Source organism: Desulfovibrio sp. ZJ369 (genome assembly GCF_011039085.1).
Classification (GTDB): domain Bacteria; phylum Desulfobacterota; class Desulfovibrionia; order Desulfovibrionales; family Desulfovibrionaceae; genus Desulfovibrio.
Map to the genome: position 1 here is coordinate 28,229 of NZ_JAAKEI010000007.1, position 25,078 is coordinate 53,306.

The following is a 25,078-nucleotide window of genomic DNA, read 5'->3' on the forward strand; positions in this document are numbered from 1 at the left end:
GTCGTTCCGGGGAACGATTTTTCCCGGAAGCAACGCCGCATGGCGGCGCGCTGTACCCTGTGCAGCGTTTTAAAGGCAATATGTTCTAGGAGCCCATGATGCAGAACGCGCTGAAGGAAGCTATCATCATCTGCAAAACCCTGCTGCGCAATGGTTATGACGCGCATGTGATCAACGCCCCCCTGCAGGAAGCTTTGCTGCAAAAAGCCGCGCAACCGGCTGTTGACATCGGCTGCGAGCCGGATATGGATACCTTGATCAAGCTCTTTCCCAAGGCGCGCATGGAGCCCGAAAAACGCGCCATGGCCGAGATGGAGGAAAACGGGATACTTTTCCGCTTCTACCCCCTGGAAGTAGCGGATGCCGGCCACCCCGAACTTTCCCTGCTGCGCATCACGCCCAGCATGGCGGCCATGCTGGAACCCGGAGAACGGCGGCAACTGCGCATGACCGGCTTCGGCAGCCCCGCGCCCAGCGGCGACGCGTATGAGGGTTTTGCGGACGTGAAGGGCGGAACCATCCGCCTTGCCGGTCTGCCTGACGAAACCCTGCGCCACAACTATCTTCTGGCTATCAGGGCCTTGCGTTTTGCGGCCAATTACGACATCCCCATCGAGCCCAATACCTGGCTGGCCATTGTGCGGGCTTCGACGCGCGTGCTGGATTATGTGCCGGCCACGGACATTATGGACGAATGGCGCAAGGTGGCTGCGGAGTCCATGTACCGTTTCGTACGCCTCTTGTATGACGCGCACATCCTGCAAGGTCTGATTCCTGAAGTGGCGGCGCTTTCCTGCATCCGCCAGCAACGCAACAAGAACGGCGAGGAGGAGACGGTTTTCGAGCACACCCTGAAATGTATGCAGTATTACCCGGAGGAAGGCTTTCATTATGACTGGCTGGGCACAATGGCCATGCTCTTTCATGACGTGGGCAAGCTCTATACCGGCGAATACTTCGACGGCCAGTGGACGTTCTACCAGCACCACCGGGTCGGGGCCAAGGTCACGCGCAAGATACTCCGCCGCCTGCACTTCGCGCCGGAAGACATTGACCTGCTCTGCCATCTGGTCAACCACCACATGCGTTTTCACTTTATGATGACGGACAGGGGCATACGCCGCTTCAAGGCCCTGGACGAATATCCCCGGCTTATCGCCATGTCCCGCGCCGACATTCAGGCCCGCGACGGCAGCTACACCTCCTTCAATCACAATATGAAATACCTGGATCGGGCCGAAACGCCGGAGCAGATGCTGGAACCGCTTCTGAACGGCAATGAGATTATGAGCGAAACCCGCCTGACCCCCGGCCCTCTGGTCGGCGTGATCCGCGACGCGCTTTTGCAGGCCCAGATCGCGGGCGAGGTCACGGATCTGGAATCCGCCGTGGATTTTGTGCGGGCCTATGCGCGCAAGTCCGTGGGCTGACCCGCAGGCGTGCTGAGGGCACCCTGACATCTTTGAACTTTCTCCCGGACAGCCTGATTCTGTTCCACAGAGATAGCCGCTTCCGGGGTTCCGCGGTTTGGGCCGCACACGGCGGGCAGGACCAAGCATGATCAATCTTCTCAATTTCACCCTGCCCGAACTCACGGCCTGGATGCAGAACGAGCTGGGCGAGCCCAAATTCCGGGCCGTGCAGGTCTGGCAGTGGATCTGGCAAAAAATGGCCCGCGACTTTGCGGACATGAGCGATGTTTCCAAGGCCTGCCGTGCCCGCCTTGCCGCGGCGGCGCGCATTTCCTGGCCCGATGTCGCCGGTTTGGAAGAAAGCCGGGACGGCACCACCAAGTTTCTGCTCCGCCTGGAGGACGGCGCGCTGGTGGAGACGGTGCTGATTCCCTCGGATTCGCGCGAGGGCGTCCGGCGCTGGACCCAGTGCCTTTCCTCCCAGGTGGGTTGCGCCATGGGCTGCACCTTTTGCGCCACAGGCCGGATGGGCTTTGAGCGCAATATGAACATGGGCGAGATCCTCGGTCAGATTCTGGTGGCCCGCGAGCATCTGGGCGACAAGCGGCCGGACTGGCCCATACTGCGCAATCTGGTCTTCATGGGCATGGGCGAGCCCCTGCTCAATCTCACGGAAGTCATGCGCGCCCTGCGCAGCCTGAACAATGACAAGGGGCTCAATTTCTCGCCGCGCCGGATCACGGTCTCCACCTGCGGCATTGAAAAAGGGCTGGCGGAGCTGGGCGAGAGCGGTCTGGCCTATCTGGCCGTGTCCCTGCATGCGCCCACGCAGGAGCTGCGGGCCCGTATCATGCCCAAGGCGGCGCGCTGGCCTTTGGAGCAACTTCTGGCCGCGCTCGACTCCTACCCGCTGAAGACGCGGGAACGGATCACCTTTGAATATCTGCTGCTTGGCGGCATCAATGACGGGCCGGAACAGGCCAGGGAGCTGGCCCGGCTGATCCACGGCATGGGCAGGGGCAAAGGCAAGCTCAACCTTATTGTCTATAACCCGGCTGAAGGCGCGCCCTACGCCGCTCCGGACGAAGCGCGGGTTCTGGCTTTTGAGCAATATCTCTGGAAACGACAGATAACGGCCATCATCCGCAAAAGCAAAGGGCAGGACATCAAGGCCGCCTGCGGGCAGCTCAAAGCGGCCCGGCATACCGACCCGGCCTGAAAGAACAGCGGCCGCGGCCCCGCTTTCAGGGGCGGGCCCGGCGTTTGCGGCGGGGTTCTGCCGCGCTCCGGGATCTGAACCACTGCCCGCGCAGGAGCAGACGCATACATACCAGGGGGAAGAGCGCAAGAACGCAGAACAGGTGCCCCAGCTTGATCAGGGCATAGGTGGAGCCGTACACGGAAAAACCCGGCAGGTTATGCAGGATCAGGACTATACCGCTGATCCCCAAAAATCCCAGCAAGATGACCCGGACCAGGCCGAAACGGGTCAGGGCGTATTCCCGGCGTCCCAGACGCCACCAGACCACGGCAGCGTATGCGCCCAGCAGCAGGAGCGCGGCCGCGGACCAATAATGCGCCACTGTGGGCGACGAGCGCCAGGCAGGCATGATGCCGCAGCGATAGGCCACAGGCAGATGCGCCAGGCCGCTCAGGACGGCCGCCAGCACGGCGGCGAACCACAGCAGAGTGAAAAAAGAGGAGAAAAGCCTGGGGCGTTGCGTCATACGTTGCGCTTTTTCTGTTTTTCCCGCCAGGCGCGCACCCAAGCCAGGCCCGCTCCGGCCAGCGGAGCCAGCAACACTGTGCCCAGCAAACGGTTTTCGCGCTCCATGCTGGCGCCCGCCGGGCGCATGCTGGGCCGTCCGGGTCCGATCTGTTCCTCACGCAGCAGAGCCGCCTCTATATCCCGGAAAAGCAGGGAGGAGACATACAAGGCATTGGTTCCGCCGTTTTCCCTGAGGCCGAAAATATCGCCGCCGCGCTCCTGCGCCAGGGCTTGAGCTTTTTCCACCATTGTTGCGCGGGGCCCGATGCTTTGCGCCTTATGGGGGCAGGCCGCCACGCAGGCAGGCGGCTTGCCCTGGGCCAGCAATTCCCGGCAGTAATCGCATTTGAACATCTGGCCGTTGCCCAGATACCGCGGCGCAAGCGCAAGGTAGACCCCAACCCCTGATTGGCGCCTGGGAATCAGCCAGGGGCAGGCGCGGTCGCACTGGCCGTCCCCCATGCACACGGAATGATCGATATAGACCGCGCCGTTCCGGTTTTGGCGGGCCGCGCCGGTGGGGCAGAGATTGACGCAGGGGGGATTTGTGCAATGCATGCAGCGCCGGGGCAGAAAAACCCTGCGCTCGCCCTGCTCCGTCCGCACTGTGCAGGACTGGATGTACAGCCAGTTATAGGGCGTCAGGCGATCGATGGTGTCGCGCCGCTCAGACCAGTCGCTCACGCGCACCCATTGCGGCGAGGGTTGCGGAATGGGTTTCACCGGCAAAGGAATCCGCTCAAGATTGCGGCTGCGGCAGGCCTGCACGCATTGACCGCAGCCCACGCAGGCATCCACGTCAATGAGGGTGACCAGATCCTTGCCGGCTGCCTGGGCTTTGCCCGGAGCGAGCGGCAAAGCCCCGCCAAGGGCCAGACCCGCGACGCACTTCAAAAAGCGGCGTCGATGCCCACGACTGTCCATAACCGATCTATCCTTCCATTGCGGCCGCAGTCACAAAGCGTGATCAATGTTCAAACAGGTTCTGGCCGGGCAGTGAAAAAACATACCGTGCAAATTTCAGGAACAGAACAGCGTGGCGTGTGCCGCTTGCCGGCAAGGCATATTCATTGTGCCGCATGCGGCAAGTTCACGACGCCAATGCTTCGGAAAAGCCGCGTACAACGATCCGACACTTCCGCCTTCAATCATATTGCCGAAAATGTAAAGCAGACGAGGCAAGGCGTCAATGCCGCGCGGCGCGCCATCGCCACCAGGGATCGCGCATACGATGCGTCTGCCCCGGCACACTCACGCCGCTTGCGGCTCGGCCTCCTCTTCAAAGGGCGGCGGCGGCCGCCAACGCCAGAACAAGGCCAGAAGAGGCAGCAGACCGGCCAGCTCCGCGGCTTCACGCGGCAGCGCAAGGCCGACGCCCCACCATAAAGCCAGGCTTGCGCCCGCCGCGCCCAGCATCAGCGCCCACTGCCCCAGGCTCATGGGTCTGGCCGCCCACTGAAAAAAACTGACTGTGAGAATGGCCACCCAAACCTTGGTGACGGTCAGGGAGAGCGCGGCGCCTTCAAGGGGCATGGAAGGAATGAGCGTTATGCAGCAGATGAGGTTCACGGCCAGGCCGCTGAGATAAAAACAGAGCAGAAGTTTTTGCCGACGCATGCCAATCATGGCGTAGGCGGCCAGATTGTGCAAAAAAGCCGTGGCAAGGCAGGGCGTGAGCAACTGTTGGGCCGTGACCGCGCTTGCGTAATTGGGCCCGTAAATCAACGGCAGAAAGCGATCGCTCTCCACGCAGATCAAAAAAATGATCGGCAGGGAGGCGGCCCACAGCGATCGGGCCGTCTGCCCGGCCAGACGGCGGAAGATTTCGCGATCCTGTTGCCAGAACCGGGCCAGCAGGGGAAAGATGACCTTGCCGAGCAGGGCGCTGGAAACAAGCACCGAGAGGCCTTCCACGGTTTCCCAGGCCACGCTGTAGCCGCCCACGGCGGCATCCCCGCCGTATTGCTTCAGAAAAAAGACGTTGAGTTTGTTGTAAAACATGGCGCAGGCGGCCATGCAGGTAAAGATCAGGCCGCTTTTCATCTGCCGCGCCAGATCGAGCATGCCCGCAAGCCCTATGCCCGCAAGGGGGTTGCGCCTCAGAGCGGCGAGGGCAAGGATGATGCACAGCAAGGATTCCACGGGCTTGTACAAGGCAATAAAAATGGGCGGGGCGTTGAGCAGGACGCAGACAATGCCGTAGCCGATGCCGATCAGCGAGGACGGCACGCGGATGCGCATTTCCACATCCTGGCGGCCTCTGGCCTGGCAAAGCGCGAAAAAGGAATCGCTGACCCCGTCAAGACCCAGGCCCGCGGCAATGCAGAGCACGATCAGGCGCAGCTCTGGCGTATAGCCCTGCCAGCCGGTGATCAGCCAGGTGACGCCGAGCGCAGTCAGCAAAATGGCCAGCTTGAGCCAGGTCACTTCCCCGAGCAGCGCGCGCGGGCGGCTCTCGCGCCGGGCAAAGGTGGAGAGCAGAAAATCGTTAAGGCCCACATCGGCAATGGTTTTTACCAGATACCCGTACGACAGGGCCAGCATGATCTGGCCCAGCATGTCTTTGCTGTGGCGGGCCAGCAGAATGGTGAAGATGGTCCAGGAAAGATCGCGCGTCCACTGTGCGCCCAGCACATAGCCCAGCCGCCGGGGAATGCTTTTCAGCTTCATGGAGGCGGCTTACCTGCTCCCGCCAAACCGCACCACAGCCTTGAAACCGGGCTTCAGCTCAAGATCGGGATTCGGCACAGTCAGCTCCACAGTATAATAGGAGGGATTGGCCACGTTCATATCCGTGGAGACCCAGGAGATCTCAGCAACTGTGGCCGTAAATTTCTTGTTCTGCAGGGAGGGGATTTCCACCTCGGCAGTGTCGCCCACTTTGATGCCGCTGACTTCGGCCTCATAGACCGGCACCTGGATCAGCACAGGATTGAGCTGGCCCACACGGATGGGCATGCTGCCCGCGGCCAGCGTGGCGCCCGCGTTCAAGGTGGCGTCCAGGGAAAGCACATAGCCCTTGATCGGCGAGGTCAGCACCAGCGTCGGCGGCAGTTGCTCGCCCTCAACGATTGTGACGCCGTAGTACCTTTCCAGTTCCTTAAGCCGCGCGGCGAAATTGCTTTCCGTCTTCCGGATGGTGATCCGCTGCAGCTCAATGCGCTGCTTCAGGGAAGCCACATCCTCTTCCAGGCGGGCCAGGGCCTGTCTGGAGCCCAGGCCGGAGGCGACCAGCTGGCGGGCCTTGTTGCGCTGGGCCGTGGTTTCGGCCAGACGCCGCTCAAAATCCAGCACCTGTCCTTTGAGTTGCTCGGTGCCCGCGCCGGTGGTCACTTCGCGCTGCAGCACGCGCTCGGCTTCTTCCTGCAAATGGTAGCGCAGCAGGGGCGAACCCTGCTCCACCGCGTCGCCGGCCCTGACCAGCACCTCGTCCACCACGGCATTAAAGGGAATGGGCACCGCGCGGGTGACGGTGGTGACCACCTTGCCGGTAAGAATCGTGGATGTGCCTTCAGCGGCGGCCGCAGGGCCTGAAAGCTGAAGCAGCAAAGCAAGACAAAGTGCCGTCCGGAAGACGGCGGAGAGGGAAAACGCGGGGGCGGACCACATCACATGAACTCCTTGGCGGGCAACCCGAGGAAGCGCTCCTGCAAGAGATTGGCGACGTACATCCATTCCAGATTCGCGAGTTTGTATTCCATTTCCGCCTCAATATAGGCAATCCTGGCTTTGACCATTTCTTCCTGGCGGCTGGCCAGCACCGGCAGTTGCTCCGTGCCCTCGGTAAAGGCGATATGGGCTTCCTTGTACTGGAGCTCTGCGGTATCGAAGCGGGTCCTGGCCAGCTTGAGCTGGTTTTCGGCCAGGGCCACACGCTGCTCGGCCTGCAGCCAGGTGTTGGAGTAGGCGCTGCGCTTGCGGGCCATTTCATGAAAAGCCTGGGCCTTTTGCATGCGCGCGGTCTGCACGCCGCGGTAGCGACGGCCCCAATCCAGCAGCGGAAAATCAAAATTCAGATGCAAAAACGTGTCTTCGCTGCCGCTGACCGGCTGATACTGCCCGGCCGGGGGATTATTATTGATCTGGATGGACATGTCGGGAATATACTGGGCCCAGGCCACCATAATATTAAAGTCCCCGAGCTTGATCTGGGCGCGCAGCAGAAGTTCGTCCTCGCCTGTGGGCCAGCGTTCCTCCCAGCGCAGCTTATGGCCGTCAAAGCCGGTCAGGATGCCATCCGCGCTGGCCGTATCCACATTCAGGCGCTGCTGGGGCTCCACCCCGGCCAGAATTTTCAGCTGCGTGCGCTGCATCACTTCTTCCATGCCGGTTTTTTCCACCATAAGCTTTATTTCGCGCTCGTGCTGACTGGCCAGATTCAGCGAAACACCCTGGCGGCCTTCCACGGATTCCACCTGCTTCCAGTACTGCACCAGTTCCTTGCCCACAGGCAAAAGCTCTTTCTGGGCCGCTACGATTTTTTGCTGGGCCTGGAGCTTGAGATAGGCCTGGGCGATTTTGTAAATGGCCTCGCCTACGGCTTTGCGGTGCGCGGCAATGGCCAGGTTGACCATGATTTTCTGCACCTGATGTTCAAAATAGGTGGCCACGGGATTGGGGAAGGCCGCGTAAAAACCCACACGGAGCTTGGTCCGGCCGTAATCGCCCGGGGTATCCTTATTATCCATGTTATAGACAGTAAGGTTGTTGGATACCTGGAGGCTCATGCGGGGCTCGGGCAGATACTTCCAAATCGCGTCGGTCAGGGCCAGGCGTTTGATTTCCAGATCCACGGCGCTGTTGACCAGCAGGGGCGATTGCTGGATGGTCAGAAAGACGCAATCCTCATAGCTGAAGCTTTTGTCCGGATCATAGAGATTGGGCACAGCGGCTTCCAGTTTGGCCTTATTTTCCACGGGAATGCCGGGCGCTTCTTCCAGCCAGTGTTTGGCCGGAAGTTCGGGCGATTTGAGACCGGCTTTATTGGAAGCACAGGCGGAAAAGAAAAAAGTCAGAAAAATCAGCGCCAGAAAAAGCGGACGCGCGGAAAGCGCGATTCGTGCAAAATGCGGCATCTGTCGACCCTTTGGACTCGCGCCAGGCGGCTGCGCATTGTCAAGGTTGCTTTACTGCTGCTCGTCTGCGCCCGTTGGGGGCGCCGCCTCCTGCCGATCAAATTCCAGATGATGCAAAGTTACAAGGACGCGGCCACGGGCATCCTCCGCCTGAGCGTCGAAGCGCAGCAATTTGCCGTCAGCCCACGACCGCCGCAATTGCAGACGACAGGGCCCCTGCCCGCCGCGCTCCGCGCCAAAGCGGATAAAACCCGCCGCGTTCAACCGCCAATGGCGCAACGCCTCAGCCGGGCTTGCGGCACTGCCCTCCAGGGCAATGGCCAGCGACGCTGCCTGCACCAGGCCCTCCACCATTTGCAGAACCTTAGTATAGCTCCAATTGCTTTCGGGGGCAATGGGCTGTTCCGGCGCGGACAAGGTCGCAAGGTATATGCCGCCGGGCAAAGCCGAAAAACCTGAAAGAATCCGCCAAGGCTCGCCCATGCCCAGCGCGTCGTAGACAGTGTTTATCCTTTCAACGCCCTGCCCGGAACAATCCATTTTCGATGCGGGCCAAAGCGGCGGCACCTCGCCGGGAGCCGCGGCCAGCAAAACCATGCCTGAGCTTACCGCCGCATACTGCCCGGTATGGCGGCCGTTGGCCGTCAAACGGCGTACGGAAAGATCCGCCCGGCACATGCGGGTCATGACCTGATCCTGCGCAAGCCAGGGGAGCGCCTCCACGATCAGGCGACATTCACGGGTCACCCCCGGCGGCAGGAGCGGGAGTTCATGAAAGCGCACATCGGAAAGGCCTGTGACTGCCAACCAGGGCACGAGCAGCCGGGAACCCTCCACCAGTGCCTGAAGAGCACGGCTCACCGGCAGCCGGGGCAGGGAACCGCCGCCCGTTTTTCCGCCTCGGCCGCCATGCGCCGCAAGGGCGGGATCCGCAAAGCGGGAGAACTGGCAGGCTCCCTGAAACAGCGTTGCCGTGGGCCTGAACCGGGGCTGAGGGTCAGGAAACACCAGGGGAGAAAATTCCGGGCGTTCCAGCATGAGCTGGGCCCGCGGCGGCCGATCCGGGCAAAAATCGCTTTCGCGCGCCCAGATCACCCGTTCGGCCGAACCGCGCAGCACTTCACGCGCCAGCATGTCGCCGAGTTCATTGAGTCCCGCAGGCAGGCCGCCATCCAGAAGGCGAATGGCGCGGGCGGCAAAGCCGCCTTCCAGGGCCAGGCTCGCGAGGCGCTTTTCCAGCGGCCCGTCGCAGGCAAAGGCAGCCTGATCGGGCGCCTGCACGCTGAGAACGCAGGCATAGCGCAGGCCATGCGCCGTGGCGGCCCGCAGGCAGTCTTCCAGCAAAAGCGCGGCGCTCTGCGGCGCATCCGCGTTGTGGGGCACGAACAGCACGCCGTCCACGCGCCCCTCCTGCCCGGCCAGAGTCTGCACGATCGCGCGCAGGCTTTCGGCATCAGGCCTGCTCTCAATGCCGCAAGAGAGCGGCGCCAGGCGCGCCCCGGCCCTGGCCAGAGGCGCGCAGGCATCCAGCAGCCCCTGAGGAACGGCCAGCGTGCAGCCCAGGGGGGCAATCCCGCTCAGCAAGCCCGGCAGCAGGGTCGGATGGAACACAAAAAGCGCCAGCACGTCCCCGCGCCGGAGGGGCAGGCCCTGGCCGCACGGATCCAGCGCAAGCGGACGCAGAGAGGCGCAAAAATCCCGCTCAGCTTCCGGGCAGCCGCCCTGGGGCACGCCTTCGCCGCCGGGGACAGGCGCAAAGCGGCACAGGGGCGAAGACGCGCGGGCCCGGACAGGGCGCGCCGGGCTGGCGGCGGTCGCGCGCTTTTTGCCCTGGGCCGGGCTGCGTTCCGCTGATCCAAGAATGCGTGTCAGATCCCCGACAGTCGCCACCTGGAGCAGATCTTCAAAATTGATCGCCAAACCAAGGCGTTGTTCCACTTCCTGAATAATCAAGGGGAAACGGCTGGAACGCAAGGCCAGGTCATACCGCAAATCCATTTCCGGGCGGAGCTCTTCAGCCGGGCGACCGCTGGCCTGGGCCAGCACGTCCAGCACAATGCGCAAATGCGGCGGAGCGGCGCCTGTGTCGGAAGAGGCAGCGGGCGCAGCCTGAGCCGCGCCTTCCGCTGGCCTTGCTTCGTTGCGGCAGGACGTGTCGGCCGGGTCGAGCGGCTCTTCGTCCAGAGGCCGGAGACCGCCATACGGCGCAACCGGCGCGGCATGGCCCCCAGCGGACGCCTCCCCCGGCTGCGGCGTGCGCAAATGCGCCCGCAGAGCCGCGCGCGGCAGGTGGCCCAGAGCGTACAAACGGGCGCAAGACCGGCGCAGGCCTTCGGTTTCCCTGCCCTTGCGCCCGGCGGAGAGGCAAAGCCCGCGCGGCTCAATATCGTTCACCAGGCCGCAGAGCGTGTCCTGGGGGCCCAGTTCCAGGAAATGGCGGATGCCGTGCCGATCCCACATGGCGCGCACGCATTCCGTCCAGCGCACGGAATTTTCATCCAGATCCGCGATATAGCGGCAGATGGAGGGCTGATCGTCGGGGTAAAAGCCGGTGGTAATATTGCTGAGCAGGGGCAGACGCGGCGCGTGCATCTCCAGCGCGTTCAGCCGCCGCAGGGAAAGATCGCGCAGAACCCGCATGCTCGGATGGTGAAACGCCAGGCTGACATTGAGCATGATGGCCGGAATACGCCGCTTGCGCAGGCTTTTGCGGGCTTCCAGCAGCGCCTCGCGAGGACCGCTGAGGATAAACTGGCTGGGCGTATTGTAATTGGAAACATAGAGCGCGGGCCAGGACGCGCGTATTGCATCAATGATCCCGGCATCGGCGTGCACGGCCATCATGCCGGTCTCGCGCGTGGCTTTGGCCTCCAGCTCACCCACATGCACGGCGCGGGTGTCCAGAATATACCAGGCCACTTCCGGCTCGTATACGCCGGCAAAGCACAGCGCGATCAGCTCGCCCAGGCTGTGCCCGCTCATCAGGGCAGGCTTGAGCCCCAGGGAGACAAACTGGCTCCACTGGGCGTATTCCAGCAGAAAGACATAGGGCGACTGCCAGCGGGAGAGGCTGATTTTTTCCAGATCAGTCTCATCCATGAGCGCCAGCACATCCCAGTCGGCCACGGCGGCGATGCGATCCATGGCGGCCCTGGCCGCGGGAAAATTGTCGTACAATTCCCGGCCCATGCCCGGCCAGACCGCGCCCATCCCGGAGCACATGACTGCCAGCGGCGGCGCGGCCGCAGCCGGAGCGAGCCATATCCCCCGATCCTCAAGATCGCGAACCGCATCCTGAGCCGGCGTGGCCGGAAGCGCAAGGAGTTCCTGCCGCCACAGCGGATTGACGCTTGCCAGCCGCCATTCCAGCCCTGCCTGACGCAATTGCGCGTACCGTACGCCGTCGGCAACGAGCTCTTCCCGGTCCTGGCCGTCTTCCTCATACCTGGAGGCGTCCACGGCGCACGACAAGGCCGCGGATTCCCGCCCGGCACACGCGGCGGGCGCGCAAGCGGCCCGGTCCGGTTGGTCCGGTTGGTCCGCCTGGTCCGGGGCCGGGCGCAGGCGCAGAAATTCGCATATCAGCCCGGCCGCGGCGGCAGGCGCGCCCGCGGCGGCAAAGGCGCGGCGGCAGACCAGCAGCGCCACCACGGCGCAACGTCGCGCGGCGAGCTCGCGGGCCGCTGCCCCCAGCAAGGCGGGGCTGAACCGCGCCGCAATCACGCGCGGGACGGCGCAAAGGCCGGAGGCCGCCTCGCACGCCAGCTCCCGCGCCAGCATGTGCCCCAGTTCCCGGGCCTGTTGCCCCACGGGCCGACCTGAAAATTCGGGAACAAAGCATGACAAGGCCTCGCGCTCCACGCACAGCCAGAGGGCCGTCGGCTGCGCCGTGCCGGCCATGCCCCCGGCGTCGGCCGCACAGGCCTGCCGTTCGCGCAGCCATTCCCGCCACTGCGCCGCAAGAACGGCTGCCGATGCCTGCGCGGCAGGCAAAGAGGCACGGCGGAAGACTTCCACCGTGCATGCGGCAAGGAGGCCGGACGCAGAGCCGGATGTGTCGTAGTTGGACATAAATCGCTTGTTGCCTGCGCGCGACGCCGCGCCCGGACGACCCCGACGCGGCGGATGCGGCTTGATTGGGCAAAAATGCTAGGGCATATCCAGGGCATTGTCCAGCCATAACAGCGCGGGCGCGCATTCCGGACTTGCCATGCAACCCGGCTTTGGCTATGCTGAATCGTTACAAAGCTGTGACCGGAATACTCGGCGTCCCTACACGCCGCTCAGAGCGGCGGCAGATCCAGGATAACCCCGTGAGGATAAGGCATGAAGAACAACCATTCCTGTCAGGCCGGCCCCGCGGCGGCGGAACAATCCGCCGTTGCGCATGAAAGCTGCGCTTCCGGCTTTACCCGTATGCGTTCCAAGCTCTCCTTTGATCGGCTGGTGGAAATGGGCGCCAAAATGGGGCTGGAAAACCCGCTTTTTGTTTGCCACGATCGGGCCGCCAAGGCTACGACTCTGGTCAGTGGCAAAGAATACCTCAATTTTTCCACCTATGACTATCTTGGCATCAACGCCCACCCGGAGATTACCGAAGCCGTGACCAAAGCGGCGAGCGTGTTCGGCACCTCGGCGGGCGCAAGCCGCCTGGTGGGGGGCGAGCGCCCGCCTCATCGCGAGCTGGAACAGGCCATGGCCGATCTGTACGAGGTGGAAGACTGCATCGCCTATGTCAGCGGGCATGCCACCAATGTTTCCACCCTGGGCTTTTTATTCGGCCCGCGCGACGCCATCTTTCATGACGGCCTGGCCCACAACTCTCTGGTGCAGGGTTCGCGGCTTTCGGGAGCCGCCCGGTATTCCTACGCGCACAACGATTGCGACGCCCTGGAAGAGATGCTCAAAACCCGCAGAAGCGAGCACAAGCGGGCAGTGATCGTCACCGAAGGGCTGTTCAGCATGGACGGGAACATCCCGGATCTGCCCAGAATTATCGAACTCAAGAAAAAATACGACTGCATGCTGCTGGTCGATGAAGCCCATTCCCTCGGCGTGCTGGGCAAGACCGGGCGCGGCGTGCGCGAGTATTACGGCATCAAACCCACAGACGTGGATATGTGGATGAGCACGCTCTCCAAGGCCATGTGCGGTTGTGGCGGTTTTATTGCCGGCAGCCGCGAGCTGGTGGAATTTCTCAAGTACGGCTCGCCGGGCTTTGTGTTCAGCGTTGGCATGCCGCCGGTTATTGCCGCGGCCTGCAGCAAGGCCCTGGAAATCATGCTGCGCGAACCGCAGCGCGTGCATAAGCTCCAGCAAATTACCCGTTTCTTTCTTGAGTACGCCAAAAGTAAAGGCCTGGACACAGGCGCGGCCCAAGGCTACGCCATTGTGCCCGTCATGGTCGGGGATTCGATGGTTGCGGGCTTTTTGTCCGCGGCTTTGTTCAAGCGCGGCATCTATGTCATGCCCGTCACCTTCCCGGCGGTCAAGGAAGGCACGGCGCGGCTGCGTTTCTTCCTTTCCGCGGCCCATCAGGAAGAGCACATCCGCAAGACCCTGGACGCCGTAGCGGAAGAACTTCCAAAAGCCCAGGCCATTGTGGAAAAATATCAGCGTGAGCATCAGGACGAGGCCCAGACAGACGAGAAGTCATGCATGAAATGACTTCCAGCGCATAGTACTTGTGCAACGCCCGCTCCGGCGCGTAACGGCGCAAGGAAATTTTGCCGTTACGCGCCGGAGCGAGCGTTTTAAAAGCACTATGCTCTAGTGCAGACCGCCCTGAGACATCAGGCACGCGGCAGATCTGTTTTTCTCGCGGCAGCGCGCGCCCGGCTGTCGCCGTTGCCGTCTGTTTCAGCCGGATCGCTTTGTCTGTCCGGCTTTTTTTCTTTTGTGCCGGAGAATGCCATGTCCTTTCCCGATACGGCCCCAGCGAGGCCTTCCTCTCTTTCCGGGCCCCGGAACGATCCTGCGGGCGCGTGCCGCCCCATGCCCTCCATCGCCTATGTGCTTCTTTGGTTCCCCCTCGCCTCCGAGACGTTCATATTCCGCGAAGTCGTCCAGCTGCTGCGCCTGGGGCTCTCCATTCGTGTTTATACCTTATACGGCAAAGCCCTGAAAGGATGCAGCCGGGAAATGCAGGCTTTTCCCGGCCCGGTGCGGCGCATGGGCGTGCGGGCCTTTTTCAGGCTCTGGGGCGCTTTTTTCCGGGCACTGCGCCACGATCCCGGCACGGTTCTGCAACTCATGCGCGAGGGCTTTTTCCGGCGCATGCGCAATCTGGAATCCCTGGGCGAGAACCTCTGGTGCTTCCTGGCCGGTTTTTTGCTGGCCGAGCAATGCCAGGCCGACGGCATCACGCTGATCCACGCCGCCTGGGCCAACGGCCCGGCCACCGCGGCCTGGGTAGCCTCGCGCCTCACAGGCATTCCCTTTGCCTTTACGGGCCGCGCCGGCGACATTTATCCTCAGGACGGCATTCTGCGCGAAAAATCGCGCGACGCGCTCTTCATCCGAACCAACAATCTGGCCAATGTGCGCTGGCTGCAAAGCTTTTGCGCGCCGGATCAGCGCCATAAAGTGCGGCATATCTACAACTGCCTGACGTTCTCCCAAAGCGGGAAATGCAGGCTCAACATGCAAAAGCCCTACCGCCTGCTGGCCGTGGGCCGTTTTGCCCGCACCAAAGGCTTTCCGGAGTTGCTGACGGCCATGGCCCGGCTGCAGCGCGAACAGGTTCCCGTGCGCCTCACCCTGGTGGGCGACGGGCATTGGCGGCGCAAGCTCACCGCCTTGCGCAAACGCCTGCGCCTGACGGAAGTGGTGGATATGCCGGGTTTCGTGCCCCACGATCAGTTGCGCGGCTTCATGCAAAATCATGACGTGCTGATCGTGCCCAGCGTGGTGCATCGGAACGGCGATCGCGACGGCATTCCCAATGTGATCATGGAGGCTCTCTCTCACTGCATGCCGGTGGTGGCCACGGACGTTTGCGGCATTTCGGAAGTGATCAGGGACGGCGAAACCGGCCTGCTTGTGCCGCAACGGGATCCGCGGGCGCTTGCCCTGGCCGTGCGCCGCATTCTGGAAGACAGGGAGCAGGCCCGGCGCATGGCCGAAGCCGGGCATGCGCTGGTGCAGCAGATGTTTGACGCCAGGACCAATATCACGGCCTTGCGCGATCTCTACGCCTCGCAAATGCGGCGCTGGCAGGCCGAACAAGCGGGAGCAACGGCGGAACCCGCCAAAATGGACGCAGTGCCGGCCGCGGAAGAAAGCCCATGAGCACTCCCAGGCCTGAACTCCTGCTGGCCGCCAGCCTGGACGTGGAAGAAGAAGGGCTCTTCGGGGGCCGCTATAGCCGCCGCAGGCCCAGCGTGACCAACACGGCCCGGCTGGCGCAACTGGAGCCTTTGTGCGCCGAGGGCCTGCGCCCCACGCTTTTTTGCGCGCACAGCGTGCTGACGGATCCGGCCTCATGCGCGACGCTGGCCCGCCTGCGGGACAGATTCGGCGCGGAAATCGGCGCGCACCTGCACCATTGGAATACCCCGCCGCTCACCTTGGAAAACCCTGCGCGCAGTGACGCCAGGGCCGGCGCCGCCTGTGCCGTGGCTGCGCCGCCAGATCCGGCGAAAAACGCCGATGTTGCGGACAAGGTGCCTGCCGCGGGCGTGTCGCTGCCGCTCATGGCGGCCAAGCTCGCCCGACTGTTCAAAGCGGGCCGGGATTTTCAGAGCGCGCCGCTGACCAGCTTCCGCATGGGTCGCTGGGATCTGCACCGCGCGCACTGGCCGCTGCTGGCTCAGGCGGGGGTGCTGTGCGATGCCTCGGTGCGGCCCCTGCATTGCGCGGCGCGGCCCCTGCAGGGGCCGGATCATTTCGGCGCGCCGTGTGAGCCGTACTGGGTGCCCACAGGGGGGAAAAATATTTTTGAAGTGCCGCTGACCGTCACGCCGCTTGTCCGCCCCTTACCGCCCCTGTTGCGGGCCATGCCGGGCAAGGCGGGATCGGCGGCGCGGGCGGGCCTGAAAACATGGGGAGCTCTGGCCTTGTTGCCGGTCTATCATCCCTTGTGGGCCATGCAGGCCGTGACCCGGCTCTTTGTGGCCCGCGGCGGCCGCGTGCTTTCGCTGACCTGGCATTCCTCGGAGATGATGCCCGGCGGCGCGCCGCATATCCCCGATGAAGCCGCCGTAACACGGCTGCTGACGAAAATCCGGGCCTGGATGACATGGTTGCGCGGCCGCTGGCCTGTGCGCAGCCTGAGCATGCAGGAGCTGCGGCTCGAACTGGGCCCCGGGGCCGCCTGTCCGCAATCTGAAAAACCCTGCGACTGGACCATCGACACAAAAACAAGGGAAGCGCAAATACAGGAGAATCCGCATGACAGAGCGTAGCGTCCCGGCTGCTTCCACGCCGCTGCCTCCGGGCCTGCCGCATGTGGCCTATGTGCTTTTATGGTACCCGCTGTTCACGCAACCCTTTATCTTCCGCGAGGTCGAAGGCCTCAAGGCGCGACTGCCCCTGACCGTCTACAGCCTCTATGCCCGCAATTTGCGCCACTGCTCCACGGAAATGCGCGCTGCCGCGCCCGCGGTGCGCGCATTCGGCAGCAAAGCCTGGCCCCGTTTCACCCTGGAGCTGCTGCGCCAGTTGCTGACCCATCCTGTACGGCTGGGCAGGCTTTTTCGGCGCTGCATGGTGCGGCGCTGGCGCAGCCTGGAAACCTTCGGCGAAAATCTCTGGGCCTTTTCTGCGGGCGTCTACCTGGGCCGCCTGTGCCGGGAGGACGGCATCGACATGATCCATGCCCCGTGGCCGCGCGGCACGGCCACTGCCGCCTGGGTGGCCGCAAGCATCGCGGGCATCCCCTTTTCCACGTCGGCGCGCGGCGACAACCTGGAGCCCGCGGACCCGGATCTGGGCGACAAACTCCGCGCGGCCCTGTTTGTGCGCGCCAACAACGCCGCGGATCAGGCCCGTATTGAGCACTTTGATCAGGGGCAGGCAAAAAACAAAACCTATCTTGTTTACAACAGCCTGACGCTGCCCCCGCCGCCTTCCCCTGATAACGAGACCCTGCTGCAACGCCGCCCGGTGCGCCTGCTGGCTGTGGGGCGCTTTGACGTGACCAAGGGCTTTGACGTCTTGCTCAAGGCCTGCGCCATACTGCGGGAGCGCGGCCTGGACTTCACCCTGACGCTGGCCGGAGGCGGCGGCACAGCCATGGGCCTCGGTCCGCTGGAAGCCGCTCTGCTCAAGCTGCGCAAGGATCTCGGACTGGAAGAGCGCGTCCGGATGCCCGGACTTGTTTCGCACAATGAATTGCCGCGCATGCTGCAAGAGCACGATATTTTTGTGGCGCCCTGCGTGGTGCACGCTTCCGGCCGTCGCGACGGCATCCCCAATACCGTGATTGAAGCCCTGGCCTATGGCCTGCCGGTTGTCAGCACCACGGTCAACGCCTTGCCCGAAGTGGTGCGCGACGGCCGGACGGGCCTGACCGTGCCGCCCAATGATCCCTCGGCTCTGGCCGATGCCGTCATCCGGCTCGCGGAGCATCCCGGCGAGGCGCGCGTCATGGGGCGCAACGGCCATTGTCTGGCCTCGGAAATGTTCGATCACCAGACCAACAACCAGCGGCTGGCCGAACTCTTCATCAGCCAGTACGCCCGCTGGAGAAAATCATGTGCGGCATAGCGGGCATCTGCCGTCTGGACGGGGAGGCGCTGCCCCCGCAGGCCGGCGCATGGGTCAGGGCCATGACCGATTGCCTGACGCACCGGGGCCCGGACGGCGAAGGGCTGTGGCAGGCCGGCGCGGTCTGCCTTGGGCACCGGCGTCTTTCGATCATTGATCTGGCGGGCGGAGCCCAGCCCATGCAGGATGCCGATAATACCCTGAGCGTGACCTACAACGGCGAAATCTACAATTTCGCCGAACTCAGGGCCGAGCTTCAGAAACTGGGCGCGCGTTTCCGCACGGGCTCCGACACGGAAATCATTCTGGAAGGCTATCGCATCTGGGGGCCGGAGTGCCTGACGCGCTTTGACGGCATGTTCGCCTTTGCCCTCTGGGATGCGCGGCGTCGGCGTCTGTTCTGCGCGCGCGACCGCTTCGGCAAAAAACCTTTTTTTTACAGCCTGCAACACGGCCGCCTGCACTTCGCCTCCGAGCTCACGGCCTTGCGCCGCGTGCCGGAACTGACCTTCAGCGTGGATCCGCAGGCCGTGATGCGCTATCTGGCATATGAGTATGTGCCCACCCCCAACACGATGTACAGCGAGGTTCAAAGCCTGCCGCCCGCGCATCTGCTCCTGCTGGAAAAAGGACAGGTTCGCCTGGAACGCTATTGGGACATGCCCGTGCCGGACGAAAGCGACCCCAGAGACGAGCGGGAGCTCTGTGAGGAACTGAACAGGCTGCTTTCCAGATCTGTGCAACGGCGGATGATCAGCGACGTGCCTCTGGGGGTTTTTCTGTCCGGCGGCATTGATTCCTCCATTGTGGCCGGGCTCATGGCCCGGCAGTCCGCCACGCCCGTCAAGACCTTTTCCATCGGCTTCACCGAGGCGAGCTACGATGAATCCCGCTTTGCGCGCCTTGCGGCAAAAGCCTTCGGCACGGATCACCACGAGCGCGTGCTTTCGGCCGGGGAATGCGCGGATGAGCTGCCCGGCATTGTCAGCCGCATGGACGTGCCCATGGCCGACGCCTCGGTGGCCCCCACCTGGCTGCTTTCGGGCGTGGCCCGCGAGCACGTCACCGTTGCCCTGGGCGGGGACGGCGCGGACGAGCTCTGGGCCGGGTACGAGCATTACATCGCTTTCAAGACGGCTGAATGGTACAACGCCCTGCCCGCCTTGGCCCGGCGCGGGATCATCGAACCCCTGGCCCGGCATCTGCCCGCATCGGCCGGATACATTAATCCGCGCCTGGCCGTGGCCACCTTTTTGCGGGGGGCTCACGCTCCGGCCTGGCAGCGGGTGCAAACCATGCTCACGGCCTTTACCCCGGAGATGCAGCGTGACATCCTTGCGCCGGAATGGCTTGCGGCCGCGGCTGAAGGCGCGGATTTTCTCCGGTCCGAGCGCCTTTTTGCCCCCACCCGGAAGCAATACGAGCACTGGCAGCCGGAAAGCGCCGCGTCCCCGCTGGCCCGCGCCTTCCACGTCTATGTGCGCCAATTCATGCTGGACGACATTCTGGTCAAGGTGGATCGCTGCTCCATGCTGCATTCTCTGGAAGTGCGCGCCCCCTTTCTGGACAAGGACGTGGCGGAATTTGTCGCGCGCCTGCCGCTGCGCTGCAAGTTGCGGGGATTCAAACGCAAATGGCTGCTCAAAAAGGCTTTTGCCGATCTCTTGCCGCCGGGGATCCTGCACCGCAACAAACGCGGCTTTCAGATTCCCGTGGCTCAATGGCTGCGCGGCCGCCTGCGCCCGCTCATGGAAGATCTGCTCAGCGCCGAACATCTGCGCAGGCAGGGCATCTTTCATCCTCAAGCCGTGCGCGCGCTCATGGACGCGCATATCTCAGGCCGGGCGGATCTGCGCAAGCCGCTGTGGACATTGCTGGTTTTTCAGCTCTGGCAGCAGGCAAGAAAGAATGCCTGACGCCCTGCACTCCGGGATCGCAGCACTCCCGCCATGCGGATTTTCCGAAAATCCGCAGCGGCTCTTGCGAGCAGAGGCCTTATGCTTATATCTTGCAATTGACACAGCGCAAAAAACATCTCACAGCGTGCTGAAGACAAGGAGATTCTCATGACCAGCCAGATAAAAACCGTTTTGCTGCTGGCTCTGCTTTCCGGGCTCATCATCGTGCTGGGCGGCATGTTGGGCGGCCGCGCCGGCGTGATCATCGCCTTTGGCCTGGCCCTGGTAATGAATGTGGGCAGCTACTGGTATTCGGACAAGCTTGTGCTGTCCATGTACCATGCCAGAGAGCTGGCCCCGGAGGAAGCGCCCTATCTGCATCAGATCGTGGAAGAGCTGGCGCGCAATGCGGGCATCCCCAAGCCGCGCGTCTGCGTGGTGCCTGAAGAAGCCCCCAATGCCTTTGCCACGGGCCGCGACCCGCAACACGCCGTGGTGGCCGTGACCGAGGGGCTGATGCGTCTGCTCTCTCCCCAGGAGCTTCGCGGCGTGGTCGCCCATGAAGTCGGCCATATTGTGAACCGCGACATTTTGATCCAGACTGTGGCCGCAGTGCTGGCCTCGGCTGTTATAACCCTGGCCAATATTTTTCAGTTCACCGCCATTTTCGGCGGCAACCGCGACGGCGAGGGCGGCGGCAATCCCATCGGCGCTCTGGTTCTGGCCCTGCTGGCGCCCATTGCCGCGGGCCTGATTCAGATGGCCATTTCGCGCTCGCGCGAGTATCTGGCCGACGACACGGGCGCGGAACTCTGCGGCCAGCCTCTGGCCCTGGCCGGAGCTTTGGCCAGGCTGGGCGAGGCCAGCGGACGCATTTCCATGCAGAAGGGCAACCCCACCACCGCGGACATGTTCATTGTGGCTCCCATGTTCAGTATGGGCGGCAGCATGGCTAACCTGTTCAGCACGCATCCGCCCCTGGAAGAACGCATCCAGCGGCTTCAGGCCATGGCAGCCCGGCGCTGAGCTTCAGAGCAGCGTACCCTGGAGCAGATTACCTTTGACTTTTTATGAAAGTCAAAGGTGGCCGCTTTCGCGTCAGCAGAGCATTTGTTGATTGAAAATGGATATTTTCAATCAAAAATGTTCTGGAATCGCTGCGCTTTTTCAACGGCTCCATCCAAAAAAGCTGCTTGTGCCTGCTGTCGTCAGCAGCAAGGCGGCGTTTGAGCATGTGACAGTCGCCATGCTCTCAAGACACGGGCCGGGCCCGAGGAGTGAAGATGAAAGCACGTTTGCTGTCCGGGATCCTGCTTGCAGCGCTGCTTGCGGCGTGCGGCGGGAAAAAGGCTGTGCAAGCCGACGCGGCGGCGGCCGTGGCCGCGCCCTGCCCCTTTGTCTATGTGTACGCGCCGGGCAACTACATTATTGATATTGCCGGCGGTTCGGAAGTGGTGCTTGACCCGGCCGCCCAGGAATTCGAGTTGTTCTGCTCGCCGGGAGAGGCCCGCGCAGCCCTCAAAGCAGCAGTGGCCGTGGGCAGTCTCCCTGCCGGAGACTGGCGCGTCTACCGCCTCGACGGCGGCCTGGACGATCTGGCCCAGAAATCCGCGGCGAACCGCTATACGCTCAAGCGCATGGCGCAGGTGGTGGATTGGGTGACGGAAAACAGTTAGAGCATTTTCTCTTTGAAAATGCTCTGCTGACGCGAAAGCGGCAGCCGCCGCAACGCGGCGTACATTCAGGCGAAAACCGCGTTTTTCGCCTGAATGCCACCTTTGACTTTCATAAAAAGTCAAAGGTAATCTGCTCTAGGGTCAGCCCTGTGGCTGTCCCCTTGGCATCTTGCCTTCATGTGCAGGCAATGGCATACTTGCAGAATGAATAACTTTCATGCCGTATGCCCCGACGGCCGCGAGCCTGCCTGTCGCCCTTTCGCCCGGCTGCCGGAGCCTCGCGCGCTGGGGCTGGGCCTTGCCTCTTCCGCGCCCGTGCCTGGTGATCAGGCCTGTTTTGCCTTATGGAAAAAATACGCCATGCTGCCCAATATTCAGCGCCATTCGCTGCTGGTGGCCCGGATAGCCACGGAACTGGCGCGCCGCGCCGCGGAAAAGGGTTTTGCGGTCAATGTCTCCCAGGTACGCGCCAGCGCGTTGCTGCACGATATCGCCAAGTCCTATTGCGTGCGTCACGGCGGCAGCCATGCGCAATTGGGGGGCGGCTGGGTTGTGGCGGAAACGCGCAATTACGCTGTGGCCCAGGGAGTAATGCTGCATGTGCACTGGCCCTGGCCGCTTCCTGAGGGCGCAGGCATCTGCGCGCTGCCGTTTTTCGTGATCTATGCCGACAAACGGGTCCGGCACGACAGTTGCGTTTCGCTGGCCGAGCGCTATGAGGATTTGCTTGAGCGTTACGGGCACAGCGAAGCGGCGCGGCAAGGCATTCGGGCTTCCTATGAGCAAGGCAGGAACATTGAGCGCGCCTTGTCGGCGCAGTTAGGATGGGCGTTGCATGAAGATTCTTTTGATTGCGGGCGGCTGGTCCAGTGAGCGTGAAGTTTCGTTGAACGGCGGCCGCGGCATGGCCGAGGCCCTGCGGGCGCGCGGCCACAGCGTGACTTTTTTCGATCTGCTGACGGACTTCGGGCAGCTGCTGGACCAGGCGCGGCAGCATGATTTCGCGCTGATCAACCTGCACGGCGCGCCGGGCGAGGACGGCCTGGTGCAGGCCCTGCTGGAGCGCGTGGGCTGCCCCTATCAGGGCTCCGGCCCGGCGGGTTCTTTTCTGGCCTTGCACAAGGCCGCGGCCAAGCAGGTGTTTCGTCACGCCGGTCTTCCCACGGCCGATTGGGAATTTCTGCCCGCCCCTCCCCCGCAAGACTGGCAGCCGCGCCTGAGCTATCCCCTGTTCGTCAAGAGCAATACCGGCGGTTCATCCCTGCGTCTGGGCCGGGCCCGCAACCGGGCCGAGCTTGACGCCGTGCTGGCGGAAATCTTCGCTGCCGGGGAGGAAGCGCTGATCGAGTCTGAACTCAGCGGCCGCGAGGTCACCTGCGGCATTCTGGGCGAGGAAGCCTTGCCGCCTGTTCTCATTGAGCCGGTGGCCGGGGATTTTTTTGACTATGAGAGCAAATATGCCAGGGGCGGCGCGCGGGAGATCTGCCCTGCGCCCCTTTCGCCGGAGCTGACGGCGCAAGTGCAGAAACTGGCCCTGGCCGCGCACAGGGCCCTGGGCCTCACGGGTTACAGCCGTGCGGATTTCATAGTGGGCAAGGATCAAAGTCTGACCCTGCTGGAGGTCAACACGCTGCCGGGCATGACAGCCACAAGCCTGGTGCCACAGGAGGCCCAGGTTATCGGCCTGGATTTCGGGCAACTCCTGGAACGGCTCATGGAGCTCGGTCTGCAACGGCACAAAGGCTGAATCATGACGGGGAACGGCGCTCCGCGGCCCGCCGCGCAGCACATGATTAGGGCATTTTTTGATTGAAAATATCCATTTTCAATCAAAGAATGCCCTCGTTGCGCACATGCTGCGGCCAGGCGTAGGGAATGCCCGGATCATCAACGGGCAAACGCTCGCTTTCAGCCGGATCATGGGGGATATCCGCGCAGTTGCAGATCAGCGCCGGGGCCTTGCCCAACGCCGTGAAGCCGTACCAGACGCCCACCGGAATGCGCAGCAGGCCGTAGCAGTCAGGTCTGCCCAGGTTCAGTTCGCACAGCCTGCCCTGTGTGATTGAGGCGGGCCGGTCGTCGTAGAGCACGATTTTGAGCAGGCCGCAGGGCACGGCAAAATGCTGCGTCTGGCGGCTGTGTCGCTTCCAGGCCTTTATTGCGCCGGGCAGCACTTCCGAAAAATAAATCTCGCCAAAGCCCGCGTGAAAATCCGGAAGCAGGGGCGAATCCGGCCGCAGCATGTGCAGCACAGGGCCGCCGTGAGCGGGAATTACCTTCAGGGGCTGAAAGAGCGCGCCCGCCACGCCCACGTCCCGCGCCGCCATATCCGATGCCGGATCCCTGCCGTATGCACGCGTACCGCCCATCAGCGCACCCAGACCTGGCCGCGCTGTTCCGCGGCGTTGACGTAGGCCGCGATCTGGCCCTGGCTGAAATCCAGCATGCCCTGCTTGTCCCCTTGGCCTTGATAGAAACGATGATACCACTCCGCCGTGTAGCGGATGGTTTCCTCAAAGGTGAGGGTAGCCTTCCAGCCAAGATGCGCCAGGGCTTTGTCGCAGCAAAGCTTGAGCAGCGTGCATTCTTTCATCTCCGCCTGCCCGGCCGTGTTCATGCGGCTCTCAAAGCCCGGCCAGTGACGGGCCAGGGCTTCCGCCACTTCGGCTACGGTATTGTTCACATCCGCCGCCGGGCCAAAATTATACGCCTGGCCCCGCGGATCAAAGGCGCAGCCGCGCGGCGGCTCGCCTTTGCCCAGCAGACGCGCGCCCAGCCAGAGATAGCCTGAAAGCGGCTCCAGCACGAGCTGCCAGGGCCGCGTGGCCCAGGGGCTGCGAATATGGGCGGCCTGCCCGGCGGCCCAGGCCCGCGCGCAGTCGGGCACGATCCGATCCTGCGCCCAGTCTCCGCCGCCGATCACATTGCCCGCGCGCACCGTGGCGCAGGCCGGTCCGTCCTTGAAAAAGCTTTGAAAATAGGAGTGGGCGATAATTTCCGCGCAGGCCTTGGAGGCGGAATAGGGATCCGCGCCGCCCAGATGGTCTGTTTCGCGGTAGCCCCAGACCCATTCGTCGTTGCGGTAGCATTTGTCCGAGGTGATCATGACCACGGCCCGCGTCGTGGGGCAGCCGCGCACGGCTTCCAGCACGTTCATGCTGCCGAGCATGTTGGTTTCAAACGTATCCGCAGGGTTCGCGTAGGAGCGGCGCACCAGAGCCTGCGCCGCCAGGTGGAAGACCACATCGGGCCTGAATTCCCGCATGGCGCGGATGAGGCTTTCGCGGTCGCGGATGTCGCCGCGCAGATCCCGCAGGTGATCGGCCAGACGCATGGCCGCGAAGTGCGAAGGTTCGGTGGGAATGCCGTTGGAAAAACCGGCCACCGTGGCCCCCAGCCGGATCAGCCAGGCCGCCAGCCAGGAACCCTTGAAACCCGTATGGCCGGTGATGAAAACCCGGCGACCTTGATATGCATTGGCAAACATGGCTATTCCTTCTTGTGGAAAGGAGAGGATGCTGTTTTTTCTTGTTCCGGCGAT

The 25,078-nt window shown here is 63.2% G+C and carries 19 protein-coding genes; 11 read left to right on the top strand and 8 right to left on the bottom strand.

What is annotated here, in order from left to right:
- Positions 1-98: 98 nt before the first annotated feature.
- Both G7Y51_RS03735 and rlmN read left to right on the top strand, forming a co-directional pair.
- Positions 99-1,430 carry an HD domain-containing protein gene (locus G7Y51_RS03735; protein ID WP_165175096.1) on the top strand — a complete coding sequence of 444 codons (1,332 nt, stop codon included), beginning with the start codon at positions 99-101 and terminating at the stop codon, positions 1,428-1,430.
- 127 nt (positions 1,431-1,557) lie between these two features.
- Positions 1,558-2,631 carry a 23S rRNA (adenine(2503)-C(2))-methyltransferase RlmN gene (gene rlmN, locus G7Y51_RS03740; protein ID WP_165175046.1) on the top strand — a complete coding sequence of 358 codons (1,074 nt, stop codon included), beginning with the start codon at positions 1,558-1,560 and terminating at the stop codon, positions 2,629-2,631.
- 25 nt (positions 2,632-2,656) lie between these two features.
- Here the strand turns inward: rlmN and G7Y51_RS03745 are convergent, their stop codons facing one another.
- The 6 genes from G7Y51_RS03745 to G7Y51_RS03770 form a co-directional block, all read right to left on the bottom strand.
- Positions 2,657-3,139: a FeS-binding protein gene (locus tag G7Y51_RS03745; protein WP_165175047.1), complete on the bottom strand. Its 483-nt coding sequence runs from the start codon at positions 3,137-3,139 to the stop codon at positions 2,657-2,659.
- Positions 3,136-4,104, bottom strand: coding sequence for a 4Fe-4S dicluster domain-containing protein (locus G7Y51_RS03750; protein WP_165175048.1), 969 nt, complete (start codon positions 4,102-4,104; stop codon positions 3,136-3,138). The genes G7Y51_RS03745 and G7Y51_RS03750 overlap by 4 nt, the downstream gene beginning before the upstream one ends.
- A 327-nt stretch (positions 4,105-4,431) precedes the next feature.
- Positions 4,432-5,850 (bottom strand): oligosaccharide flippase family protein, encoded by a 1,419-nt coding sequence (locus G7Y51_RS03755; protein WP_165175049.1) that lies wholly within the window; start codon positions 5,848-5,850, stop codon positions 4,432-4,434.
- Between the two features lie 9 nt (positions 5,851-5,859).
- The gene (locus tag G7Y51_RS03760) at positions 5,860-6,789 is read right to left on the bottom strand and encodes an efflux RND transporter periplasmic adaptor subunit (protein WP_165175050.1); all 930 of its coding nucleotides are present in this window, start codon (positions 6,787-6,789) and stop codon (positions 5,860-5,862) included.
- Entirely contained in the window at positions 6,789-8,255 is a 1,467-nt protein-coding gene (locus G7Y51_RS03765; protein WP_165175051.1) for a TolC family protein, read from the bottom strand. The genes G7Y51_RS03760 and G7Y51_RS03765 overlap by 1 nt, the downstream gene beginning before the upstream one ends.
- Before the next feature lie 51 nt (positions 8,256-8,306).
- Positions 8,307-12,326, bottom strand: coding sequence for an acyltransferase domain-containing protein (locus G7Y51_RS03770; protein ID WP_241160122.1), 4,020 nt, complete (start codon positions 12,324-12,326; stop codon positions 8,307-8,309).
- 255 nt (positions 12,327-12,581) lie between these two features.
- On the opposite strand from G7Y51_RS03770, the gene G7Y51_RS03775 reads away from it, so the two are divergent.
- From G7Y51_RS03775 to G7Y51_RS03815, 9 genes are all read left to right on the top strand, one after another.
- Positions 12,582-13,922, top strand: a complete 1,341-nt coding sequence (locus G7Y51_RS03775; RefSeq protein ID WP_165175052.1) for an aminotransferase class I/II-fold pyridoxal phosphate-dependent enzyme — start codon at positions 12,582-12,584, stop codon at positions 13,920-13,922.
- Between the two features lie 327 nt (positions 13,923-14,249).
- Entirely contained in the window at positions 14,250-15,545 is a 1,296-nt protein-coding gene (locus G7Y51_RS03780) for a glycosyltransferase family 4 protein (RefSeq protein WP_241160126.1), read from the top strand.
- A complete protein-coding gene (locus G7Y51_RS03785) occupies positions 15,542-16,660 on the top strand; it encodes a glycosyl transferase family 1 (protein ID WP_165175054.1) in 1,119 nt (372 codons plus the stop codon). The genes G7Y51_RS03780 and G7Y51_RS03785 overlap by 4 nt, the downstream gene beginning before the upstream one ends.
- Positions 16,647-17,963 carry a glycosyltransferase family 4 protein gene (locus G7Y51_RS03790; protein WP_165175055.1) on the top strand — a complete coding sequence of 439 codons (1,317 nt, stop codon included), beginning with the start codon at positions 16,647-16,649 and terminating at the stop codon, positions 17,961-17,963. The genes G7Y51_RS03785 and G7Y51_RS03790 overlap by 14 nt, the downstream gene beginning before the upstream one ends.
- On the top strand, positions 17,951-19,879 hold the full coding sequence (gene asnB / locus G7Y51_RS03795) for an asparagine synthase (glutamine-hydrolyzing) (RefSeq protein WP_165175056.1): 1,929 nt from the start codon (positions 17,951-17,953) through the stop codon (positions 19,877-19,879). Before G7Y51_RS03790 ends, asnB begins: the two co-directional genes overlap by 13 nt.
- Before the next feature lie 150 nt (positions 19,880-20,029).
- Positions 20,030-20,887, top strand: coding sequence for a zinc metalloprotease HtpX (locus tag G7Y51_RS03800; RefSeq protein WP_165175057.1), 858 nt, complete (start codon positions 20,030-20,032; stop codon positions 20,885-20,887).
- A 257-nt stretch (positions 20,888-21,144) separates the two neighbouring features.
- The gene (locus G7Y51_RS03805) at positions 21,145-21,537 is read left to right on the top strand and encodes a DVU_2496 family lipoprotein (protein WP_165175058.1); all 393 of its coding nucleotides are present in this window, start codon (positions 21,145-21,147) and stop codon (positions 21,535-21,537) included.
- A 204-nt stretch (positions 21,538-21,741) separates the two neighbouring features.
- Positions 21,742-22,410, top strand: coding sequence for an HD domain-containing protein (locus G7Y51_RS03810; RefSeq protein ID WP_165175059.1), 669 nt, complete (start codon positions 21,742-21,744; stop codon positions 22,408-22,410).
- Positions 22,373-23,284, top strand: coding sequence for a D-alanine--D-alanine ligase (locus tag G7Y51_RS03815; protein WP_165175060.1), 912 nt, complete (start codon positions 22,373-22,375; stop codon positions 23,282-23,284). Before G7Y51_RS03810 ends, G7Y51_RS03815 begins: the two co-directional genes overlap by 38 nt.
- An 82-nt stretch (positions 23,285-23,366) precedes the next feature.
- Here the strand turns inward: G7Y51_RS03815 and G7Y51_RS03820 are convergent, their stop codons facing one another.
- Positions 23,367-23,864: a dTDP-4-dehydrorhamnose 3,5-epimerase gene (locus tag G7Y51_RS03820; RefSeq protein ID WP_165175098.1), complete on the bottom strand. Its 498-nt coding sequence runs from the start codon at positions 23,862-23,864 to the stop codon at positions 23,367-23,369.
- 41 nt (positions 23,865-23,905) lie between these two features.
- On the bottom strand, positions 23,906-25,024 hold the full coding sequence (gene rfbG, locus G7Y51_RS03825) for a CDP-glucose 4,6-dehydratase (RefSeq protein ID WP_165175061.1): 1,119 nt from the start codon (positions 25,022-25,024) through the stop codon (positions 23,906-23,908).
- Positions 25,025-25,078 lie beyond the last annotated feature (54 nt).

What these genes read in the sequence shown, in the direction of transcription:
- G7Y51_RS03815 (WP_165175060.1), top strand. Translation starts at nt 22,373, where the DNA reads ATGAAGATTCTTTTGATTGCGGGCGGCTGGTCCAGTGAGCGTGAAGTT.
- G7Y51_RS03805 (WP_165175058.1), top strand. Translation starts at nt 21,145, where the DNA reads ATGAAAGCACGTTTGCTGTCCGGGATCCTGCTTGCAGCGCTGCTTGCG.
- G7Y51_RS03775 (WP_165175052.1), top strand. Translation starts at nt 12,582, where the DNA reads ATGAAGAACAACCATTCCTGTCAGGCCGGCCCCGCGGCGGCGGAACAA.
- G7Y51_RS03745 (WP_165175047.1), bottom strand. Translation starts at nt 3,139, where the DNA reads ATGACGCAACGCCCCAGGCTTTTCTCCTCTTTTTTCACTCTGCTGTGG.
- G7Y51_RS03780 (WP_241160126.1), top strand. Translation starts at nt 14,250, where the DNA reads ATGCCCTCCATCGCCTATGTGCTTCTTTGGTTCCCCCTCGCCTCCGAG.
- G7Y51_RS03735 (WP_165175096.1), top strand. Translation starts at nt 99, where the DNA reads ATGCAGAACGCGCTGAAGGAAGCTATCATCATCTGCAAAACCCTGCTG.
- asnB (WP_165175056.1), top strand. Translation starts at nt 17,951, where the DNA reads ATGTGCGGCATAGCGGGCATCTGCCGTCTGGACGGGGAGGCGCTGCCC.
- G7Y51_RS03800 (WP_165175057.1), top strand. Translation starts at nt 20,030, where the DNA reads ATGACCAGCCAGATAAAAACCGTTTTGCTGCTGGCTCTGCTTTCCGGG.
- G7Y51_RS03820 (WP_165175098.1), bottom strand. Translation starts at nt 23,864, where the DNA reads ATGGCGGCGCGGGACGTGGGCGTGGCGGGCGCGCTCTTTCAGCCCCTG.
- G7Y51_RS03750 (WP_165175048.1), bottom strand. Translation starts at nt 4,104, where the DNA reads ATGGACAGTCGTGGGCATCGACGCCGCTTTTTGAAGTGCGTCGCGGGT.
- rlmN (WP_165175046.1), top strand. Translation starts at nt 1,558, where the DNA reads ATGATCAATCTTCTCAATTTCACCCTGCCCGAACTCACGGCCTGGATG.
- rfbG (WP_165175061.1), bottom strand. Translation starts at nt 25,024, where the DNA reads ATGTTTGCCAATGCATATCAAGGTCGCCGGGTTTTCATCACCGGCCAT.
- G7Y51_RS03785 (WP_165175054.1), top strand. Translation starts at nt 15,542, where the DNA reads ATGAGCACTCCCAGGCCTGAACTCCTGCTGGCCGCCAGCCTGGACGTG.
- G7Y51_RS03770 (WP_241160122.1), bottom strand. Translation starts at nt 12,326, where the DNA reads ATGTCCAACTACGACACATCCGGCTCTGCGTCCGGCCTCCTTGCCGCA.
- G7Y51_RS03790 (WP_165175055.1), top strand. Translation starts at nt 16,647, where the DNA reads ATGACAGAGCGTAGCGTCCCGGCTGCTTCCACGCCGCTGCCTCCGGGC.
- G7Y51_RS03755 (WP_165175049.1), bottom strand. Translation starts at nt 5,850, where the DNA reads ATGAAGCTGAAAAGCATTCCCCGGCGGCTGGGCTATGTGCTGGGCGCA.
- G7Y51_RS03760 (WP_165175050.1), bottom strand. Translation starts at nt 6,789, where the DNA reads ATGTGGTCCGCCCCCGCGTTTTCCCTCTCCGCCGTCTTCCGGACGGCA.
- G7Y51_RS03765 (WP_165175051.1), bottom strand. Translation starts at nt 8,255, where the DNA reads ATGCCGCATTTTGCACGAATCGCGCTTTCCGCGCGTCCGCTTTTTCTG.
- G7Y51_RS03810 (WP_165175059.1), top strand. Translation starts at nt 21,742, where the DNA reads ATGAATAACTTTCATGCCGTATGCCCCGACGGCCGCGAGCCTGCCTGT.